General features: G+C 40.4%; 17 protein-coding genes. 15 read left to right on the top strand and 2 right to left on the bottom strand.

The annotated features are described in order from the left end of the window. Window positions 1-387 precede the first annotated feature (387 nt). The 6 genes from ACZM60_RS00055 (at window position 388) to nqrF (ending at window position 6,265) form a co-directional block, all read left to right on the top strand. Window positions 388-1,737, top strand: coding sequence for a Na(+)-translocating NADH-quinone reductase subunit A (locus tag ACZM60_RS00055; RefSeq protein ID WP_489520482.1), 1,350 nt, complete (start codon window positions 388-390; stop codon window positions 1,735-1,737). Window positions 1,738-1,765: 28 nt separating this feature from the next. Continuing rightward, complete coding sequence (locus ACZM60_RS00060; protein WP_021971482.1) at window positions 1,766-2,929, top strand: NADH:ubiquinone reductase (Na(+)-transporting) subunit B; 1,164 nt, start codon at window positions 1,766-1,768, stop codon at window positions 2,927-2,929. A 14-nt stretch (window positions 2,930-2,943) separates the two neighbouring features. Beyond that, complete coding sequence (locus ACZM60_RS00065) at window positions 2,944-3,624, top strand: Na(+)-translocating NADH-quinone reductase subunit C (protein WP_021971483.1); 681 nt, start codon at window positions 2,944-2,946, stop codon at window positions 3,622-3,624. 17 nt (window positions 3,625-3,641) lie between these two features. Continuing rightward, window positions 3,642-4,280 (top strand): NADH:ubiquinone reductase (Na(+)-transporting) subunit D, encoded by a 639-nt coding sequence (locus tag ACZM60_RS00070; protein WP_021971484.1) that lies wholly within the window; start codon window positions 3,642-3,644, stop codon window positions 4,278-4,280. Window positions 4,281-4,355: 75 nt separating this feature from the next. After that, window positions 4,356-4,979: an NADH:ubiquinone reductase (Na(+)-transporting) subunit E gene (gene nqrE / locus ACZM60_RS00075; protein ID WP_021971485.1), complete on the top strand. Its 624-nt coding sequence runs from the start codon at window positions 4,356-4,358 to the stop codon at window positions 4,977-4,979. Between the two features lie 17 nt (window positions 4,980-4,996). Beyond that, window positions 4,997-6,265, top strand: coding sequence for an NADH:ubiquinone reductase (Na(+)-transporting) subunit F (gene nqrF / locus ACZM60_RS00080; protein ID WP_021971486.1), 1,269 nt, complete (start codon window positions 4,997-4,999; stop codon window positions 6,263-6,265). A gap of 72 nt (window positions 6,266-6,337) precedes the next feature. Here the strand turns inward: nqrF and ACZM60_RS00085 are convergent, their stop codons facing one another. Continuing rightward, window positions 6,338-6,724 (bottom strand): hypothetical protein, encoded by a 387-nt coding sequence (locus ACZM60_RS00085; protein ID WP_021971487.1) that lies wholly within the window; start codon window positions 6,722-6,724, stop codon window positions 6,338-6,340. Between the two features lie 413 nt (window positions 6,725-7,137). Here ACZM60_RS00085 and ACZM60_RS00090 point away from each other — a divergent pair, with 413 nt between their 5' ends. Beyond that, window positions 7,138-7,503 (top strand): hypothetical protein, encoded by a 366-nt coding sequence (locus ACZM60_RS00090; protein ID WP_021971488.1) that lies wholly within the window; start codon window positions 7,138-7,140, stop codon window positions 7,501-7,503. Window positions 7,504-7,681: 178 nt separating this feature from the next. Here ACZM60_RS00090 and uvrB read toward each other — a convergent pair whose 3' ends face one another. Beyond that, complete coding sequence (gene uvrB / locus ACZM60_RS00095; protein WP_489520483.1) at window positions 7,682-9,715, bottom strand: excinuclease ABC subunit UvrB; 2,034 nt, start codon at window positions 9,713-9,715, stop codon at window positions 7,682-7,684. Window positions 9,716-9,857: 142 nt separating this feature from the next. Here uvrB and ACZM60_RS00100 point away from each other — a divergent pair, with 142 nt between their 5' ends. The 8 genes from ACZM60_RS00100 (at window position 9,858) to ACZM60_RS00135 (ending at window position 20,176) form a co-directional block, all read left to right on the top strand. Then, window positions 9,858-10,691: an outer membrane protein assembly factor BamD gene (locus ACZM60_RS00100; RefSeq protein WP_418586967.1), complete on the top strand. Its 834-nt coding sequence runs from the start codon at window positions 9,858-9,860 to the stop codon at window positions 10,689-10,691. Window positions 10,692-10,718: 27 nt separating this feature from the next. Further along, window positions 10,719-11,054 carry a DNA-directed RNA polymerase subunit omega gene (locus ACZM60_RS00105; RefSeq protein WP_021971491.1) on the top strand — a complete coding sequence of 112 codons (336 nt, stop codon included), beginning with the start codon at window positions 10,719-10,721 and terminating at the stop codon, window positions 11,052-11,054. 115 nt (window positions 11,055-11,169) lie between these two features. Then, window positions 11,170-11,619: a DUF4293 domain-containing protein gene (locus ACZM60_RS00110; protein WP_489520484.1), complete on the top strand. Its 450-nt coding sequence runs from the start codon at window positions 11,170-11,172 to the stop codon at window positions 11,617-11,619. An 860-nt stretch (window positions 11,620-12,479) separates the two neighbouring features. Further along, window positions 12,480-12,683, top strand: coding sequence for a hypothetical protein (locus tag ACZM60_RS00115; protein ID WP_021970829.1), 204 nt, complete (start codon window positions 12,480-12,482; stop codon window positions 12,681-12,683). Between the two features lie 37 nt (window positions 12,684-12,720). Then, the gene (locus ACZM60_RS00120) at window positions 12,721-14,544 is read left to right on the top strand and encodes a fimbrillin family protein (protein WP_489520485.1); all 1,824 of its coding nucleotides are present in this window, start codon (window positions 12,721-12,723) and stop codon (window positions 14,542-14,544) included. Window positions 14,545-15,025: 481 nt separating this feature from the next. Next, window positions 15,026-15,346 (top strand): hypothetical protein, encoded by a 321-nt coding sequence (locus ACZM60_RS00125; protein WP_340319623.1) that lies wholly within the window; start codon window positions 15,026-15,028, stop codon window positions 15,344-15,346. A 425-nt stretch (window positions 15,347-15,771) separates the two neighbouring features. Continuing rightward, window positions 15,772-16,947 (top strand): n-acyl-d-glucosamine 2-epimerase, encoded by a 1,176-nt coding sequence (locus ACZM60_RS00130; protein ID WP_489520486.1) that lies wholly within the window; start codon window positions 15,772-15,774, stop codon window positions 16,945-16,947. 34 nt (window positions 16,948-16,981) lie between these two features. Further along, window positions 16,982-20,176 carry a SusC/RagA family TonB-linked outer membrane protein gene (locus ACZM60_RS00135; protein ID WP_489520487.1) on the top strand — a complete coding sequence of 1,065 codons (3,195 nt, stop codon included), beginning with the start codon at window positions 16,982-16,984 and terminating at the stop codon, window positions 20,174-20,176. Window positions 20,177-20,188 lie beyond the last annotated feature (12 nt).

Consider the following 20,188-nt stretch of genomic DNA (forward strand, 5'->3'; position numbering starts at 1 on the left):
ATTTTTCTACTCCTGACGGGATGATGATTAAAATCTATTGTTGTCCCTCTTTTCGTGGCAAGGCGTTTCGGAAAAACGCCTTCTTCTGCTTTTCGAAACCTTGCTGGTGAAATCACTTTTCAGCTAAATTTTTATAATTCTTGTCAAATGGTTCTAAACGAGAAATGCTCGCAAATCAGTCTGAAAACAGTCGGATTTGATGGAGTGTAAAATAATCAAAATTGCTCTCTGTATATTACAAAATGAAGACAAAATGCGGTTTTTTGTAACTTATAAACAATTATATAAAGAATTTTTTCCGTAATAACCCGCTTGAAATTGTTTATTTCCATTCTTTTTTATTTAATTTTGCAGTCAAATTTATAAAACCATTTTTTATAACCCAATATGGCTAATTTAATAAAATTGCGTAAAGGTCTTGACATTAACCTGAAAGGCAAGGCGACTGCTGAAGTGGTAGCTGTAAAAGAGCCGGGATTCTATGCGTTGGTTCCCGATGATTTTACAGGTGTAACACCTAAGGTCGTAGTGAAGGAACAGGAATATGTTATGGCCGGAGGACCCTTGTTTATTGACAAGAATCATCCTGAAGTGAAATTTGTTTCGCCCGTAAGCGGCGTAGTAACCAGTGTGGAGCGTGGAGCTCGCCGTAAAGTGATGAGCATTACGGTTGAAGCAGCTGCAGAACAGGACTTCCAGGAGTTTGGCAAGAAAGACGTTGCCAAGATGGATGCCGCTGCAGTAAAGGAACTGTTGCTGGAAAGTGGTATGTTTGCTTTCTTCAGACAGCGTCCGTATGATGTCATTGCCGATCCTACAGTTGCTCCGAGAGCAATTTTCGTATCAGCGTTCGACAGCAATCCGCTTGCTCCTGATTTTGAATTTGCCCTGAAAGGTGAAGAAGCAAATTTCCAGACAGGACTTGATGCTTTGGCAAAAATTGCCAAGACTTACCTGAGTATTAGTGTAAAACAAAGTGCTGCAGCTCTGACACAGGCTAAGAACGTGACTGTGACAGTGTTCGACGGACCTCATCCTGCAGGCAATGTAGGTGTACAGATTAACCACATTGCTCCTGTAAATAAAGGTGAAACCGTATGGACAATCGATCCGCAGGCTGTAATTTTTATCGGTCGTCTGCTGAATACCGGACGTGTAGACATGACTCGTACGGTTGCTGTAACAGGCTCTGAAGTGAAGAAGGCTGCTTATTGCAAGCTGAAAGTAGGTGCATGTCTGACAAATGTTTTTGCCGGTAATGTAAATAATGGAAAAGAACTGCGCTATATCAGCGGTAACGTACTGACTGGTAAGCAGATTTCTGCCAACGGATTCCTTGGCGCATTCCATAGCCAGGTAACAGTTATTCCTGAAGGTAACGATGTACACGAAATGCTGGGATGGATCATGCCTCGTCTTGATCAGTTCAGCACCAGCCGCTCTTATTTCAGTTGGCTGATGGGTAAGAAGGAATACACACTGGATGCTCGTGTAAAAGGTGGCGAACGTCACATGATTATGTCTAACGAGTATGACAAGGTATTGCCGATGGACATCATGCCCGAATATTTGATAAAAGCAATCATTGCCGGAGATATTGACCGCATGGAACAACTGGGTATCTACGAAGTTGCTCCTGAAGACTTCGCTCTGTGTGAGTTCGTTTGCTCTTCTAAGATGGAATTGCAGCGTATCGTTCGCGAAGGACTGGATATGCTCCGTCGTGAAATGTGCTAATACTAACTAAAAGATTAATAGAATATAAATGAAAGCGCTAAGAAATTATCTAGATAAGATAAAGCCAAACTTTGAAGAGGGCGGCAAATATCATGCTTTTCGTTCTGTGTTCGATGGTTTCGAAACATTCTTGTTTGTTCCGAGTACTACTTCGAAGACAGGTACGCACATCCACGATGCGATTGATAGCAAACGTATCATGTCACTCGTGGTTATTGCATTGATTCCGGCACTGTTGTTCGGTATGTACAATGTCGGTTATCAGCATTATGTTCATGCAGGCATCAGCGGTAGCTTTATCGAAATGTTTGCTTACGGTTTCCTGGCTGTTCTGCCGAAAATTATTGTTTCTTATGTAGTAGGTCTGGGAATCGAATTCGTCGTAGCACAATGGAAGAAGGAAGAAATTCAGGAAGGTTTCCTGGTTTCTGGTATGTTGATTCCGATGATTGTTCCTGTAGACTGTCCGTTGTGGATGCTTGCTGTTGCAACAGCATTCTCTGTAATCTTCGCTAAGGAAGTATTCGGTGGTACAGGTATGAATATCTTTAACCCGGCTTTGATTACTCGTGCATTCTTGTTCTTTGCTTATCCTACCAAGATGTCGGGTGATGCTGTATGGGTATCAGGTGACAGTATCTTCGGTCTGGGTAAGACTGTTGACGGACTGACTGCTGCAACTCCTCTGGGTGTTGCCAAGGTTGCTGAATGTCCTGCTTTCTCATGGGACATGGTTACTGGTCTGATTCCGGGTTCTATCGGTGAAACAAGCGTAATCGCCATCGCAATCGGTGCTGTTATCTTGTTGTGGACTGGTGTAGCAAGCTGGAAGACAATGTTGTCTGTGTTTGTTGGTGGAGCTGTAATGGGATGGATTTTCAATACGATTGGTCCTGATACCGGTGTTGCTCACATGCCGTGGTACGAACACTTGTGCTTGGGCGGCTTCTGCTTTGGTGCAGTGTTTATGGCTACTGACCCGGTAACTTCTTCACGTACAGAAAACGGTAAGTTTGTATATGGCTTCCTGATTGGTGCCATGGCAATCATTATCCGTGTATTGAATCCGGGTTATCCTGAAGGTATGATGCTGGCTATCCTGTTGATGAATATCTTTGCACCGCTGATCGACTACGTTGTAGTTCAGAACAATATTTCTCGTCGTGCGAAACGTGCTATGTCTAACAAATAAAAACCGAATATACAATGAATACTAATAGTAACTCTTATACTATCATTTATGCTTCGGTAATGGTTGTTATCGTAGCATTCTTGCTGGCTTTCGTTAACTCTTCTCTGCGCGATATTCAGGGAAAGAACGTAGAGCTTGATACAAAGAAGCAGATTCTCTCTTCACTGGGCATCAAGGATGTACAGGATGCAGAAGCTGAATTTGCCAAAGTTGTGAAGTCTGATATGGTTGTTGCCGAAGACGGAACACTTACTCCGTATGAAGGTGCTTTTGTTACTGCATACGAAAAAGAATATAAGGAAAACGGTCGTGCTCACCTGTTCGTTTGCGAAATAGACGGTCAGACTAAATATGTCATTCCTGTTTACGGTGCCGGACTTTGGGGAGCTATCTGGGGATATGTTGCACTGAATGAAGATAAGAATTCTGTTTACGGAACTTATTTCTCTCATGCTTCAGAAACTCCGGGTCTGGGAGCTGAGATTGCTACAGAACACTTCCAGAACGAATTTAAAGATAAAAATGTGATGGAGAATGGTGCCATCGGTCTGGGTGTTGTAAAGAATGGTAAGGTTGAAAAACCGGAATTCCAGGTAGATGGTATTTCCGGAGGTACAATTACTTCTCTTGCTGTAGACAAGATGCTGAAAGACTGTATGGGACAATACACCAAGTTTTTAACTACTAACGAATAAAAGGAGGAGATAATAATATGGGAAGTTTATTTTCAGCTAAAAATAGAGAAGTATTTTCTACTCCGTTGGGCTTGAATAACCCGGTGACCGTACAGGTATTGGGTATCTGTTCTGCACTGGCAGTTACTTCTAAGTTGGAGCCTGCTATCGTAATGGGACTTTCTGTTACCATTATTACAGCTTTCTCTAACGTTGTGATTTCGTTGATCCGTAAAACAATTCCTAACCGTATCCGTATTATCGTGCAGTTGGTTGTTGTTGCCGCATTGGTAACTATTGTAAGTGAATTGTTGAAGGCTTTTGCTTACGATGTAAGTGTACAGTTGTCTGTATACGTTGGTCTGATTATTACCAACTGTATCCTGATGGGACGTCTGGAAGCATTTGCCATGGCTAATGGTCCGTGGGAATCTTGTTTGGATGGTATCGGAAACGGTCTTGGATATGCAAAGATTCTGGTAATGGTTGCATTTATCCGTGAATTGCTTGGTTCTGGTACATTGCTTGGTTTCAACATTCTGAACTATGATGCAATAAAGAGCGCTGGCTATGTAAACAATGGTTTGATGCTGATGCCTCCTATGGCATTGATCATCGTAGCATGTCTTATTTGGTATCAGCGTGCTAAACACAAAGAATTGCAAGATAAAGAATAATAGTTATTCAATGAAGGACTTGTTCGTAGACGGGGTTTTCTCGTTTTGCGGAAGGTTCTCAATTAAAACAAGATTATGGAACATTTTATAAGTTTATTAGTCCGCTCTATCTTTGTGGACAATATGATTTTTGCATTCTTCTTGGGTATGTGTTCATATCTGGCTGTATCGAAGAATGTAAAGACCGCACTGGGACTGGGTATTGCCGTTACCTTCGTGCTGGTGGTTACACTGCCGGTGAACTATCTGCTCCAGACTAAGGTGCTGGCTGCTGATGGTATTCTGGGTATCGATTTGAGCTTCTTGAGCTTCATCCTCTTTATTGCCGTGATTGCCGCTATTGTACAGTTGGTTGAAATGATCGTAGAACGTTTCAGTCCTTCACTGTATGCTTCACTGGGTATATTCTTGCCGTTGATTGCTGTAAACTGTGCTATCATGGGTGCTTCACTGTTCATGCAGCAGCGTATCAACCTGACTCCGTCGGACTCTAAGTTCATCGGTGATGTATGGGATTCAATTTCTTATGCATTGGGTTCAGGTCTGGGCTGGTTGCTGGCTATTGTGGGCTTGGCTGCTATTCGTGAAAAGATGGCTTACTCTGATGTACCTGCTCCGTTGAGAGGCTTGGGTATCACATTTATCACTGTAGGTCTGATGGCAATGGCATTTATGTGTTTCTCTGGTTTGAACATCTAATAGGAAAGGAATAGACAATGGATATGAATTTTATTTTAGCAAGCATTGGAGTATTCCTGGTGACTATTCTGGTGCTGGTAGTCATCTTGCTGGTGGCAAAGAAGTTTCTCGTTGCTTCCGGTAATGTAAAATTGACTATCAACGGCGATAAAGAAATGGAAGTAGAGTCTGGCTCTACATTGCTGAATACATTGGCTGTAAACGGAGTGTTCTTGCCATCTGCTTGTGGTGGTAAGGGCTCTTGCGGACAGTGTAAATGTCAGGTCGTAGAAGGTGGAGGAGAAATCCTGCCTTCTGAAGTGAGCCACTTCAGCCGCAAACAGCAGAAAGACCACTGGCGTCTGGGCTGTCAGGTGAAGGTGAAAGGTGACTTGTCTATCAAGGTGCCTGAGTCTGTAATGGGCGTAAAAGAATACGAATGTACGGTTATCTCTAACAAGAACGTGGCTACCTTTATCAAGGAATTCAAGGTACAGTTGCCTAAGGGTGCTCACATGGACTTCATTCCGGGTTCTTATGCTCAGATTAAGATTCCTAAATATGAAATGGATTATGACAAGGATATCGATAAAGATCTTATCGGTAAGGAATACTTGCCTTCATGGGAAAAATTCGGTTTGTTTAAGCTGAAATGTAAAAACGAGGAAGAAACAATCCGTGCTTACTCAATGGCTAACTATCCGGCTGAAGGTGATGTGTTCATGTTGACCGTTCGTATCGCTACTCCGCCGTTCAAACCAGACCGTAGCGGATTTATGGATGTAATGCCGGGTATCGCTTCTTCTTATATCTTTACCCTGAAACCAGGTGATAAGGTATTGATGAGTGGTCCTTACGGTGACTTCCACCCGATCTTCAACTCTAAGAAGGAAATGATCTGGGTAGGTGGTGGTGCCGGTATGGCTCCGCTTCGTGCACAGATTATGCATATGACTCGTACTCTGAATACGAGAGATCGTGAACTTCATTACTTCTACGGTGCTCGTGCATTGAATGAAGTATTCTATCTGCAAGACTTCTTGCAGTTGGAAAAGGACTTCTCGAATTTCCACTTCCATTTGGCACTCGACCGTCCGGATCCGGCAGCCGATGCAGCGGGCGTGAAGTATACTCCGGGATTCGTTCATCAGGTTATGTACAACACTTACCTGAAAGATCACGAAGCTCCAGAAGACATCGAATACTACATGTGTGGTCCTGGTCCGATGTCAAAAGCTGTGGTTAACATGCTTGATAGCCTGGGCGTAGAAAGCTCTTCTATCATGTACGATAACTTCGGTGGATAATCTGACAAGTTTCTAAACACTAATAAAAAAAGCCTTTGATGTAAGTCAAAGGCTTTTTTTATTAATAGATATTTATTCTTTCTCCATTTCTATATTATAAATAACCGGATCATATTTGTTGATTTTTCCTGTACCTAAGTCAATCAGGAATCCTGGCCAGAATAATATATTCCACAATGATTTTGCATTGAAAGCCGATTCTATGACAAAAGGAGTGTTTTTATAACCCTCTTTCTTGGCTATAATGGTTTTATCGGAAAGTTTCTTCTTTAACTTGATTGTAGTAGATTCTCCTTCTTTGATTTCTGCAAGTTTTACATTATTTGTTGCATCATACAGTTTGATTCCATTTTCTCCTGTAATGGTTATGGGCTGTTGCGAACTGGAGAAGATACTCATACATGATGACAGTCCTAATAGAGGAATTGCCAGCGTTAATAAAATAACATGTTTCTTCATATTGACTTCTTTTGGTTTTATTGTATGCAAAAATAGGATATTTTTAAGGTTTGTCAAAACGGTGATGCTCCTTTTGGGGAAGTGTATTGTTGTGGGTAAGCAATAATCTTCAATATGGGAACTTTATGTATATGATTTTGCTATGTATCGCATTTCAAAAAGTCAATGATTTAATTGAAATAATAACTTGATGTTACAAAAGTGTTGCATTGATACCTGTTATGATATGGTTCGTTTGATTTATATCAATAAATGATATGTGTAATGCATTTTTAAGTAGATTCATTTGTATGTTGTAGAATATATTTTCTACCTTTGTTGCGGTAAAAGGATTGAGCTCAAGCTAAACTAGATTTAATAAGTATAAGTATTTAAGGTAACAAAGTTTTTAGGTAACATTAAAATTAGGTATTATGAGAAAATTAGGATTTACATTAGTAGCGGCATTGACTTTTTCTGTTTCTGTATTTGCTAACGGTGCAAATGATACAATTAAGGTTACTGAAAAATGGGATGGCGCTATTAACAAGGCGAAATTGACACAGTATTTGAAACTTTCTTCTCAGCAGCATGAAGAAGTTGCTAATATTTGCGACTATTTTCAGGAACAGATGAAAGTGGCAAACAACTCAAAGAAAGACAGTGATCAGAAGATACGTAATGCGGTTTACGGAAATCTGAAGCTGATGAAAGGTACTTTGACTGAAAAGCAGTACAGCGATTATTTGCGCCTGATGGCAATGACATTACGCAATAAGGGTATTGATATTGAGAAATAATACAAGCGTTATATAAAGAATCACCCCGGACAGACAATATACTTGTTTTGTTCGGGGTGATTGTTTTTTTATCTCTTCAGGACAATAAGAACTATATCTCCCGGTTCTATCTTGCCGGTAAATATAGTTCTTGTTGCTTGTCTTTTTTAAGTGGAAATCTTTTAATCTTGATGGAATTTTAGGACTTGTCTTTTAATAAGTCTTCAAGCCGCAGCAGTTCGTCTCTGTATTGGGCAGCTTCAATGAAGTTGAGTTTTTTAGCAGCTTCTTGCATAAGTTTCCGCGTACGTTCCATACTCTTTTGTAACTGCTCTTTTGACATGTATTGCACAATTGGGTCGGCAGCAGCATGCGTTTGCTCAGGACTGTCTGTATATGCCTTAAGTTCCTTGCTGTTCGGATTTGCTTCTCCTCCTGTGTTGTCAAGCAGTGCGTCATTTCTGGCTTTTTTAATCTGCTGGGGAGTAATACCATGTGCTTCGTTGTAGGCCAGCTGTTTTTCTCGCCGGCGGTTTGTCTCATCGATGGTTTGTTTCATGCTGTCAGTTATTTTATCTGCATACATGATAACTTTTCCGTTTACATTTCGGGCCGCACGTCCAGCTGTCTGCGTAAGTGAACGGTGGGAGCGAAGAAAGCCTTCTTTGTCGGCGTCTAAAATGGCAACAAGTGAAACCTCCGGCAAATCCAGTCCTTCTCTCAGCAGATTCACTCCGACCAATACATCGTAAACACCTTGTCGAAGATCTTCCATGATACGTACACGTTCTAATGTTTCCACTTCACTATGTATATAAGTGCAACGAATGTTATGGCGAAGCAGGTAATCGGTTAATTCTTCCGCCATGCGTTTGGTTAGTGTTGTGACAAGGACACGTTCTTCCTGTTCAATGCGTTGCTGGATTTCTTCCATTAAGTCATCTACCTGATTCATGCTGGGACGTACCTCTATTATCGGATCGAGAAGTCCTGTCGGTCGGATTACTTGTTCTACCACTACACCTTCGCTCTGTATCAATTCATAGTCGGCCGGAGTTGCACTTACATAAATAACCTGCTTGGCCAGTTCCTGAAATTCTTCAAACTTTAAGGGACGGTTATCCATGGCAGCAGGTAAGCGGAAACCATATTCCACCAAGTTCTCTTTACGGGCCCGGTCGCCTCCGTACATGGCGCGTATCTGCGGAACACTTACGTGGCTTTCGTCTATGACGATCAGGAAATCTTTGGGAAAGAAGTCCAGCAGACAGTAAGGACGGCTTCCCGGCTCCCGTCCATCGAAGTAACGCGAATAGTTTTCGATGCCGGAACAATGCCCCAATTCCCGAAGCATTTCCATGTCATAGGTGACACGTTCATATAAGCGTTTAGCTTCATAGGTTTTACCTTGTTCTTCGAAAAAAGCAACCTGTTTGGTCAGGTCATCTTCTATCTGATGAATAGCCCGTAGTGTACTTTCTTTTGTTGTCATGAAAAGGTTGGCAGGGTATATCTTATATTCATCGAAACTTCCTATCCGGTGGCCGGAAACGGGATCTATTTCTTCAATGGCATCAATCTCGTCATCCCAGAACATGACACGTAGCAGATTATCTGTATAAGCAAGATAAATGTCGACAGTATCCCCTTTTACACGAAAATTGCCTCGGTTCAATTCTATGTCATTGCGTACATACAAGCTATCTACCAATCGGCGCAGAAAAACATTTCTATCCAGCAGTTTGCCTTTTTTGACTTCTATTACATTGTTATAGAAATCGGCAGGATTTCCCATACCATAAATGCACGACACTGACGAGATAACAATGACATCGTTTCTTCCAGAAAGTAATGCAGACGTAGCGGCAAGACGTAATTTGTCTATTTCTTCATTGATGGCGAGATCTTTCTCTATATAAGTATCGGTGGAAGGTAAATATGCTTCCGGTTGGTAATAATCATAATAAGATACATAATATTCTACGGCATTATGTGGGAAAAAACTCTTGAACTCTCCATATAATTGTGCCGCCAGAGTTTTATTATGGCTTAATATCAATGTCGGTTTATTGATATTCTTGACAACATTCGCTATTGTGAATGTCTTGCCAGAGCCGGTGACACCCAGTAGCGTTTGTGCCGGGACACCTGCTTTAACTCCCTCTGTAAGTTGTGCGATAGCTTCCGGCTGGTCTCCGGTTGGCTGATATTCTGATACAAGTTCGAAGTTCATTATGTATATATTTTAATAGGAGTGTAAAAATACACATTATTTTCATCTGATGGCGCAGGAGTGTAAATTTTGTATTAAAAAACATTGAGTTATTGCATTATTCGTCGGAAAAGAGTACTTTTGCACATCTATATTGATAAACATGAAAAAGTACATCGTTATGGCTATCCTTTCTGCTGGGGTTTTGTCTTCATGCGGAGAGTACAATAAAGTGCTGAAGTGCACGGACAACGAATATAAATATGAAGCTGCAAAAAGTTATTTTGCTAAAGGACAAAACAGTAAAGCTGCTACTCTTCTCGAAGATCTTGCCTTGATAATGAAGGGAACGAGCAATGCGGAGGAGTCAGCGTATATGTTGGCGATGACTTACTATAATCAGGGAGATTATATAACAGCTTCTCATTATTTTAATACATATTATACGACTTATCCTCGCGGAACGTATACAGAATTGGCCCGTTTCTACAGTGGAAAAGCTTTGTATTTGGATACGCCGGAGCCTCGTCTGGATCAGAGCAGTACCTATAAAGCTATTGAGGAATTGCAGATGTTTATGGAATATTTCCCTGAAAGTGACCGTAAGGAACTGGCTCAGAACATGATTTTTGAGTTGCAGGATAAGCTGGTAGAAAAAGAATTCTTGTCAGCTAAGTTATATTATGATTTAGGATCGTATACAGGTAATACGGTGTATAGTAGTACAGGTAATAATTATCTGGCAGCCGTAGTTACTGCGCAGAATATTTTACGTGAATATCCTTATACAAAGAGACGGGAAGATCTTTCCATTTTGATTTTACGTGCAAAGTATGACATGGCAAAGGAAAGTGTTCCTGAAAAGAAGGAAGACCGTATGCGTGAAACAATCGATGAATATTATGCATTTATCAATGAGTTCCCGGAAAGTAAGTATAAAAATGAGGTGGAACAAATTTTTAAAGATGCAAGTAAATTTGTGAAAGACGAAAATTAATCAAGGTTTATAATTAAATAAAAAATTATGGATTACAAAAAGACAAACGCTCCTACCAATACCGTAACTCGTGACTTGATGGAACTGTGTGAAGATACTGGTAATATCTATGAAACAGTTGCAATCATCGGTAAACGTGCAAACCAGATTGCGGTAGAAATGAAGAATGACTTGTCAAAGAAATTACAAGAATTTGCTTCTTACAACGATAATCTGGAGGAAGTATTCGAGAACAGAGAGCAGATTGAAATTTCACGTTATTATGAAAAACTGCCGAAACCTACTTTGATTGCTACTCAGGAGTATATAGAAGGTAAGGTATATTACAGAAATCCTGCTAAAGAAAAAGAAAAACTGCAATAAGGATATATTGTTTAAACACAGAAACGCATATCGCTACAGTGTATTTTCAGTATGGGTGATAATGCGCTTCTGTGTTTTTTTATTTATCCTTTCTCCTTTAAATTATTCTTTTATTATGATACAACGTATTCAGACTGTTTATTTACTTATCGTTGCCATATTGATGGTAGTGATGATGTCTTTCCCTGTCGGCCATTTTTATACGGACACAAGTGTTTCGGATATGACAAATCTTGCAGTAGTAGCACCGGATGGAAACATGAACTATGCACCGTGGGCTTTATTTGCTATTCTTGTGGTCGTAGCATTCGTATCGCTTATTACTATTTTCCTTTATAGAAAACGTATGTTACAGATTCGCCTGACATTGTTCAGTAGCATTGTACTGATAGGTTATTATGTAACTGTGGCGGCTTTTGTTTGGGGAACATTAAAAGATTGTGGAAGCTTTACGCCTGCATGGACATTGTGCCTTCCTCTTATTTCAATTATATTGAATTGGTTGGCTATTCGTGCTATTGGAAAAGATGAAATGTTGGTAAAGGCATACGAACGCTTACGCTAAATATAGTAATTTAGGAATAGACTTATATTTATCCCGACAAGTTAAGGTGGTTATATTATCCTTGGCTTTGTCGGGATTTTTGTTTTATTGGGGAATCATGATATGCTGGCTTGTTAGAATATGGAACCTTTATGCTGTATTTTTATTATTTCTGTTACGTTCGGTAGAAATCGGTAGAAGCAGATAGGTTCTGATAACTCCCTTTGCCGGAAAGAAAGCCGAGTGAAGCTAAGTATTTATTACAAAGAATGGAAATTTGTACCAGATTATCCTTCCATAGACAGCGATACTTGTATAAGACAGGGATAAGTCAAGAGAATTGAAACTGAGAAATGTTACTCAAAAATGCAATAGAGTACTAATGTATAATACATTCAATTTATTACGCTTAGTTGTTACAGTCAATGAGATTGTTGCAACAGTGAGTGAATGTGATAAATATAGTTCTGATTCAGTCATTTTGAACGAATAGAATCAGTAAAAGATAGAAATGGCATTATTACTGATGTCAATTTATACAACTATTATTGGCACTAAAGATTATTTTGTGTATATAAAAATAGGATTCAGTTGTAAGTTCTTTGTATATTTAGGCTCTGTTTTGATAACAGAAGTAATAATTTGTTTATCGTCAATTTAAGGGTAAAAGGGCTAAAGCTATTGGGTGGAATTAGAAGGGCTGCGCTATTTTAAAGGGGAACGTAGGATTTTCTAATAAAAAGAATGGAATGCTTTTGGGGCTTATTTTATAGCAGTATGAATATTTTTTCTGGTTTACTTGCTGAATTTACTGTTTTAAGAGGACAAGTTTCTAAAGAAATATGTAAATGAGTATGATATAATATTTGAAAATAAAATTAATGATGGATAAAATTAAAGACATTGAATACGAGGAACTTGTACAGTTCTGCCAAGAGGGGCTATACACCATGGTCGATTATATTGAGTTGCAAATTGATTTATACTACGACTGGTACGAATGGCTGGCTTTCCATGACCTTCCCAGGAATGAGCGAACTGCATCTCAGTATTTGGAATATTTTGAAGATCAAATTTATATTTAATAAAACCTATCTCATCTCAAAATAAAAACAAAGTGTTATGAAAATTCGAGATTACATGATTATTAGTGTTTTACCACTATTCTTGGCGGCTTGCCAGACAGACAAAATTCCTGTTCCGGAAAAGAATACTGACAATACCGAACAGACAGATGATACCGATCAGCCGGAGGATGAACCGGAAGATAAACCGGTTAACGAAGAACTTCTGCTCGGGTTGGATGCAACCCTGAAAAATATGGTAGAATCAAGAAAGGGGGTTATCAACGCATGGCAGTCGGGTAATGAAATAGGTCTGTACACGGAAAATAAAAATCTGAAGTATACCTATGACGGCAGCAAGTGGATTGCGGCAGAGCAATATGAGGTTCAGAAAGAACAGACCGTTTATGCCTATCATCCCTATACGGAAAATGTCGACATGCCTTATGTTCCTGTGGACCTGACACGTCAGGAGGACGTTATGTACGGGCAGTGTATCGTTACACCTGATTTCCCTACTGCAAAGCCTGAAATGAAACATGCCCTTTCACTTATCAGGGTAAAGCTGCTGCGCGATGAGTATATGGGAACCGGGCTGGTTACAGATGTAACTGTACGGAACGTGAACTCTCATCTGGCTATGGATGTGGTTTATGGAAACATCGCCTATCCGGATGCTCAGAAATGTGATATTCCTATAGGAGGTGGGTTTATGCTTAATGATGCCAATCCAACCGTGTCTGAAGCAATTCTTCCGCCCCTCTACCATCCGGATGGAGTATCACTTTCATTCAAGCTGGACGGGAAGGAAATGAACTATACTTTCCCCTCTTGGCACGACTGGGAGGCTGGTAACATCTATACCTATACAATTAAGATTAAGGGAGCTTACAATGCTGAAATTAACAAGGAAGATGTTCCCATAGATGTGGAGTACTGGAGCCAGTTCGGTAAGACAGATGAAATTGTCCTTAAAAATGTTGATTATACGGACTTTGAAAATATGTTTTTTATCCGTCCTAATTACACACAGTTCGGGTATGATTGTTACCAGAACGAAGGCAAGCCGTTCGGTCTGTTCTATACTCATGCTGGCAGTGAACCGTTTGAAGGAAAGTTACGTTTCGTATTTATGCAGGGCGGACAGATCGTGGAGAAGTTTCAGCCTATTGACATCAAGATACAGGGTGATTGGGACGGAAAAAAGATTCAGTGTTACGTGACTTCAGCACCCGGTACATACCAGCTTGTACCGCTGTTTCAGCGAAATGGAGAATCTACCTGGTTTAAGGCATTGGGTTATGATCAAAATAGTTCGGATGCGGAGTGGATGTACGAGGTGAAGGCTCCAGCACCGGATAACCTGCCGGCATTAAGGGATATTTTGCTGGAGAAAGAAGGGGATAATACGAATTTCTTAGGTTATGATATTCCATATAATGAAGCTTTTAATGTAGTTTATACTTTGTCCAATAAGGGGAAGAAAGCCCTCAAAGGAGAGGTTAAGGCTGTCTGGGAGCGTGAGTTCAAGCTCAAGTCAAATTCCTATCGGCCGAGTACGCAGAAGCAGAATACCACCAATGATGTGCAGTGGGCGGATGAAATCGGCAGGGTGAGTGTGGATATTCAGCCTGGCATTCGTTACTGGAAAGGAATCATGGAGTGTAAGGTAACTAAATACTATGCTAAGCCGACAGACAGTTATGGCAATGAATATGCTGGGCCAGTAATTCATTTGTATTGGAAGCCGGAGGGTTCATCCGAGTGGACGCTGCTCCGTCTGGATGCGGATTATCTGTTCAATAACGATTATCAGGGAGCAGATGTTTGGGACGAAACATTGAATTACATTAATGTATCTCTTGCAGGCTGGTATAATTGATAACTCGAATTTTCTATACATCTAATTTAATTTTCCCCGCTGCAGTGATGCACTGGGGTTTTCTTTTTTTATGGGGTAATGAGGTTGATGAAATATTGGTAAATAAAATATAGAATTATCATTATAGATTAATCATATGTAATGATTCTCTTCTCTTTATTAGTGTGATATTCTTGATTCTGTTTTCAATCTATAATGTTTAGATCATCATTTTGTTTTCTCATTTGGTTATTTCGCAGAGATATTAAAAGTCTTTGACTGATTTTGATAAGGGTTAATTCACTTTGGATATTATATATATTACTTGAAAATTTGGTCTATTCCTTTATTTATTCAGCTTATTGTGGACTTATATAATAAATGTTATTCGGATTTTATTAGAAATATAATAATTAATATTATTAATCTTTTGTTTATTTTATAAATGTGTTTATATTTGTGCTGAAAACATAGTAAAGCTGCTAAGAAAGCTATGAAGAATATGAAAACAAAGGGTTGGAGAGATTTCTTAAAGGAATCTGTATTGGCAGACACTCCGTTGTTGGTGATGCCATCTTTGCTTCAAGCTTCGCCTGATGGAATGGAATATCTGGTTGCTATACCAGTTGATGATGTAATTGGGTTGATAGTTCCTAAGTCGAACGGATTGAAGATTATAGGTACTTTTCTCGATGAAATATCGCATGATATTCCTCATCAGAATTTCCCTCTTGTGAAGTTTAATAAGCCATATATGAAATTTGAACTGGTAAGTATGCAGGTTATGACGAAAGCACTACGTCTGGGTTCTCTTATTTTATGAATCCACAGTTGACTTATCTACAGGTATTTTCATTTATATACTAAATATAAAATATTTCGAAATCAAATAATATTTAATAGGTATTTTTCAATAAGCCATCGCTCATCTTTGTTTCGTCTGTTTCTTATTGTCCTTAGTTGTTGATACTGTTGACTTTAATCTGTGAAACTGAAACGAAACTCCTGCTGTTTGCTCGGAATGCTCCGATGGCTGAAAGTATAAATTTAATAATGATAAAGTCGAATATAAATTATTCTTATTCGATTATGATTGTATCGAGTGGCTTCTTGTTCAGATATGACAGAACAGTCCATTCCCCAAAATGACTAAAAGGCAACCATGCTGATAGCTGGAAGTATCGGTAAGTTGACTGAAAACATAAAACGTTATTGGATAAAAGTTATCGACCTAATAAATATATTATTATGAATTTCAAAAGATTAGCAGAACAGTACAAAACAGAACTTATGGAGAGTGTTCTTCCTTTCTGGTTACAGCATTCTCAGGATAAGGAGTTTGGCGGCTATTTCACTTGCCTGAAGCGCAATGGTGAAGTGTTTGATACGGATAAGTTTATCTGGTTGCAAGGCCGTGAAGTCTGGATGTTTTCCATGCTCTATAATAAGGTAGAGAAACGACAGGAGTGGCTCGACTGTGCCATTCAGGGTGGTGAGTTCCTGAGAAAGTACGGTCACGACGGTAATTACAACTGGTATTTCTCGCTCGACCGTGAAGGGCATCCTTTGGTAGAACCTTATAATATTTTCTCTTATACGTTTGCTACAATGGCTTTCGGACAGTTAAGTTTAGCTACCGGCAAGCAGGAATATGCTGATATTGCCAAGAAGACTTTCGACATCATTCTGTCGAAGGTGGATAATCCGAAGGGTAAATGGAACAAACTCCATCCCGGTACTCGCGATTTGAAAGGTTTCGCCCTGCCCATGATTCTCTGTAATCTGGCATTGGAAATCGAACATTTGCTCGATGAAGATTTCTTGGTGAAGACTATGGATACCTGCATCCATGAGGTGATGGATGTATTTTATCGTCCTGAATTAGGAGGTATTATTGTGGAGAATGTGCTGGCCGACGGTTCATTGTCCAACTCTTTCGAAGGTCGTCAGGTTACTCCCGGTCATGCCATTGAGGCTATGTGGTTTATTATGGATTTGGGCAAACGTCTGAATCGTCCCGACTTGATAGAGAAGGCAAAGAACATTACACTGACCATGCTCAACTATGGCTGGGACAAACAGTACGGTGGTATCTACTATTTCATGGATCGTCTGGGTAATCCTCCTCAGCAGCTGGAATGGGACCAGAAACTGTGGTGGGTACATATCGAAACGTTGATTTCATTGCTGAAGGGTTATTGTCTGACGGGTGATAAACAATGTTTGGAATGGTTCGAGAAAGTGCATGACTATGTATGGTCTCACTTCAAAGACCAGAAATATCCCGAATGGTATGGCTACCTGAACCGTCGCGGTGAGGTGCTGTTGCCTTTGAAGGGTGGCAAATGGAAAGGTTGTTTTCATGTTCCCCGCGGATTGTATCAGTGCTGGAAAGTGTTGGAAGAATTAAGTGAAAAGTGTTAGTCAAAGAAATATTATTAATTAAAAAAACGGACTTATGAGAGACTTTATCAAAGATCCTATAGGAAGTTTTAGGTGGATGAGAATTCTTTCATTCTCATTATTGATGCTCTTATTATATCCTTTGGGCATTCATGCACAGGATATAACTTTGACGGGAATGGTATCGGATGATACTGGAGAAGGCTTGCTGGGTGTGAGCGTGTTGGTAAAAGGTACCGGTAATGGTACGATTACGAATGTTGAAGGAAAGTATTCGTTGAAAGTAAAAAGCAGTGATGTAGTTGTCTTTTCTTTTGTCGGCATGAAGACGAAAGAGTACAAAGTGGCTGGGCGCACGGTCATTAATGTACAGATGAAGGCTGATGCTGAGTTGCTTGATGAAGTAGTTGTCGTTGGTTATGGTACGCAAAAGAAAAGTTCATTGACCAGTGCCGTTTCAGCCATGAAAGGTGAGGAGTTGCTGAAGGCACCATCTACCAATGTATCTCAGTTGCTGGGTGGCCGGTTGCCGGGTATTTCTTCAGTGCAAGAGTCTGGAGAACCGGGCTTGGACCAGGCTTCTTTGAAGATTCGTGGCTCTATCTATAATGTAGCTTACATTGTGGATGGTTTCCCTGTAGACAATATCAATGACCTCGACCCGAACGACATTGAAAGTGTATCTGTTCTGAAGGATGGTGCATCGGCTGCCGTATACGGTCTGAAGGGTGCCGGTGGCGTTATTATCGTAACAACCAAGAAGGGTGAAGTTGGTAAGACAAAGGTTACTTATGATGCTTCTTTTGGTGCTTCTATGAATGCCAACTTCCCGGAATTTATGAATGGCCCCCAGTTTGCATACTATTATAATATGGCAGAGATGATGGATCAGTTGGCCAGTGGTGCTATTACCGACCGTAGTCAGTATGTACCTCATTTCACAAAAAAGAATGTGGAGGCTATGACCAATGGTGATCCAACCGATGGATGGGACAACGTGGACTATATTGATAAAGTATTTGGTACGGGTTTCACTCAGAAGCATAGCGTAACAGTACAAGGTGGTAATGAAAAAATGCATTATTTTACTTCGGTGGGTTACCTGGGTCAGGACGGTAATATCGATAACTTCAATTATCGCCGTTACAATGTACGTACTAACATAGAGTCGGACTTTGCCAAGAATTTCCATTTTACATTAGGTGTAGCCGGTAATGTTGGTCGTCGTCATACGCCGGGCTACGCTTCTGGTGGAACGGATAGCGATTCTTATTTGGGGGAGCAAGGCTGGTTGTCTGTTGCGCGTCAGACAATTCAGATGCATCCTTACTTGCCTGTTCAATATGATGGACTGTACACTGCTGCTTTACAAAACAACACTTCATTGCCCAACAGTCCGTTGGCAGCCATTTATGAGTCAGGAAGTAAAGATACCCGTAGCTTTGACTTACAGTCAAACTTCTCGTTAAGTTACGATGTACCTTGGGTAAAGGGATTGTCGCTGAAGATTAGCGGTTCTTATAATTATGGAACTTCACATAATAAAAATTTGAATACTCCTTATTCTACGATGGTGTACGATAATGTAAGCGGTTGGAGTATGAAGTCCGATCCTCGTGGAACAGACCAAGGTATCAATATCGGTGAAGGTCAATCTACTTATGAACAATTGGTTGGTCAGGCTAGCATCAATTATATTCATTCATTTGGCAAACACAATGTAGATGCTATGCTCTTGGTAGAAGGTCGTGATTACAAATCCAATAACTTCTCTGCTTATGCGCAGAATCTGCCATTTGCTCAACTCCCAGAATTGGATTATGGTGTTGCAACCAAGAATCCTGTTGCAGGTTCGAGCGATGCTTCGCGTTCTGCCGGTTATGTTTTCCGTTTGAAATACGATTATAGCAACAAGTATTTGGCAGAGTTTACCGGTCGTTACGATGGCTCTTATAAATTCTACGGAATGACAGGGCAGCAGTGGGGTTTCTTCCCGTCGGCTTCTTTAGGCTGGCGTTTGTCGGAGGAAAACTTTATGAAGAATCTTGACTTCATTGATGACTTGAAGATTCGTGCTTCTGTCGGTTTGTTGGGTAATGACTCTGTGAATCCTTATTCTTTCTTGAATCAGTATGTTGCAGGAACCAATGTCCTCATCAACGGAGTCTTGTCACCTGCTTATTATACGAATGTGATCGCTAATCCTAATTTGACTTGGGAGAAAACATTGTCGTGGAATGCAGGTTTCGATTTCACAATGTGGAATGGTATGCTGGGAATGGAATTCGATGCATTCTATAACTATACTTACGATATCCTGACAGCAATGGGTGGTGATTATCCTCCTTCGATGGGTGGCTACTATCAGACCTATGCCAACTATAATAAGATTGATAGCAAAGGTGTAGATATTCTGGTTTCTCATCGTAAATCATTCCAGTTAGGTGGTAAGCCCTTTACCTATGGTATAAGTGCCAATATTACTTATGCTAAAACACGTTGGTTACGATACCCTGACAGTCCTAATATCATGGAATGGCGTAAAGTTACTGGTACTCCTTATGGTGCTACGATGGCATGGGTGGCTGAAGGTCTGTTCCGTTCGGAAGAAGAAATTACCAACTCTGCCTGGTATGGAACACGTCCGAATGTAGGCGATATCAAGTATAAGGACTTAAATGGAGATGGAAAAATTTCGGAAGATGATAAAGCTCGTGTAGGGCGCAGCAATCGTCCTGAGCTGACTTATGGTTTGAACTTGAACTGTTCTTGGTATGGCTTCGACTTCAATGCTCAGTTTACGGGTGGTGCTTTGTTTGATGTATCTCTGACCGGAACCTATTACAATGGGTATGATGATAACACAATCTGGACACAGACGTTCAAGGAAGGCTCTAATTCTCCTTTGTATCTGGTGGAAAATGCTTATAGTATCGACAACCCGAATGGTACCTTCCCGCGTATAACTCTGGGTAGCCCGGGACATGGGGGAGATAATGGATTGGCTTCAACTTTCTGGTTGCGCGATGGTAAATATATTCGTCTGAAATCAGCTCAGTTCGGCTATACATTCCCGCGTCAATGGATGCAGAAAATTAACATTCAGAATCTCCGCATCTTTGTAGAAGGTTCGAACTTGTTCACCATCAGTGGTCTGCCCGAAGGCATTGATCCGGAATCGCCGGGAGTAAACAATGGTTATTACCCGCAGCAGAGAACAGTGATGGGTGGTATTTCATTAACATTCTAAAAAACGTATAGT

This window comes from Phocaeicola sp. (assembly GCF_057861905.1).

Excerpts from the sequence above, each read along its gene's own strand:
- ACZM60_RS00070 (WP_021971484.1), top strand. The coding sequence starts at position 3,642 with ATGGGAAGTTTATTTTCAGCTAAAAATAGAGAAGTATTTTCTACTCCG.
- ACZM60_RS00125 (WP_340319623.1), top strand. The coding sequence starts at position 15,026 with ATGAAAACAAAGGGTTGGAGAGATTTCTTAAAGGAATCTGTATTGGCA.
- ACZM60_RS00100 (WP_418586967.1), top strand. The coding sequence starts at position 9,858 with ATGAAAAAGTACATCGTTATGGCTATCCTTTCTGCTGGGGTTTTGTCT.
- ACZM60_RS00085 (WP_021971487.1), bottom strand. The coding sequence starts at position 6,724 with ATGAAGAAACATGTTATTTTATTAACGCTGGCAATTCCTCTATTAGGA.
- nqrE (WP_021971485.1), top strand. The coding sequence starts at position 4,356 with ATGGAACATTTTATAAGTTTATTAGTCCGCTCTATCTTTGTGGACAAT.
- nqrF (WP_021971486.1), top strand. The coding sequence starts at position 4,997 with ATGGATATGAATTTTATTTTAGCAAGCATTGGAGTATTCCTGGTGACT.
- ACZM60_RS00060 (WP_021971482.1), top strand. The coding sequence starts at position 1,766 with ATGAAAGCGCTAAGAAATTATCTAGATAAGATAAAGCCAAACTTTGAA.
- ACZM60_RS00120 (WP_489520485.1), top strand. The coding sequence starts at position 12,721 with ATGAAAATTCGAGATTACATGATTATTAGTGTTTTACCACTATTCTTG.
- ACZM60_RS00135 (WP_489520487.1), top strand. The coding sequence starts at position 16,982 with ATGAGAGACTTTATCAAAGATCCTATAGGAAGTTTTAGGTGGATGAGA.
- ACZM60_RS00065 (WP_021971483.1), top strand. The coding sequence starts at position 2,944 with ATGAATACTAATAGTAACTCTTATACTATCATTTATGCTTCGGTAATG.
- ACZM60_RS00115 (WP_021970829.1), top strand. The coding sequence starts at position 12,480 with ATGATGGATAAAATTAAAGACATTGAATACGAGGAACTTGTACAGTTC.
- ACZM60_RS00110 (WP_489520484.1), top strand. The coding sequence starts at position 11,170 with ATGATACAACGTATTCAGACTGTTTATTTACTTATCGTTGCCATATTG.
- ACZM60_RS00105 (WP_021971491.1), top strand. The coding sequence starts at position 10,719 with ATGGATTACAAAAAGACAAACGCTCCTACCAATACCGTAACTCGTGAC.
- ACZM60_RS00090 (WP_021971488.1), top strand. The coding sequence starts at position 7,138 with ATGAGAAAATTAGGATTTACATTAGTAGCGGCATTGACTTTTTCTGTT.
- ACZM60_RS00055 (WP_489520482.1), top strand. The coding sequence starts at position 388 with ATGGCTAATTTAATAAAATTGCGTAAAGGTCTTGACATTAACCTGAAA.
- ACZM60_RS00130 (WP_489520486.1), top strand. The coding sequence starts at position 15,772 with ATGAATTTCAAAAGATTAGCAGAACAGTACAAAACAGAACTTATGGAG.
- uvrB (WP_489520483.1), bottom strand. The coding sequence starts at position 9,715 with ATGAACTTCGAACTTGTATCAGAATATCAGCCAACCGGAGACCAGCCG.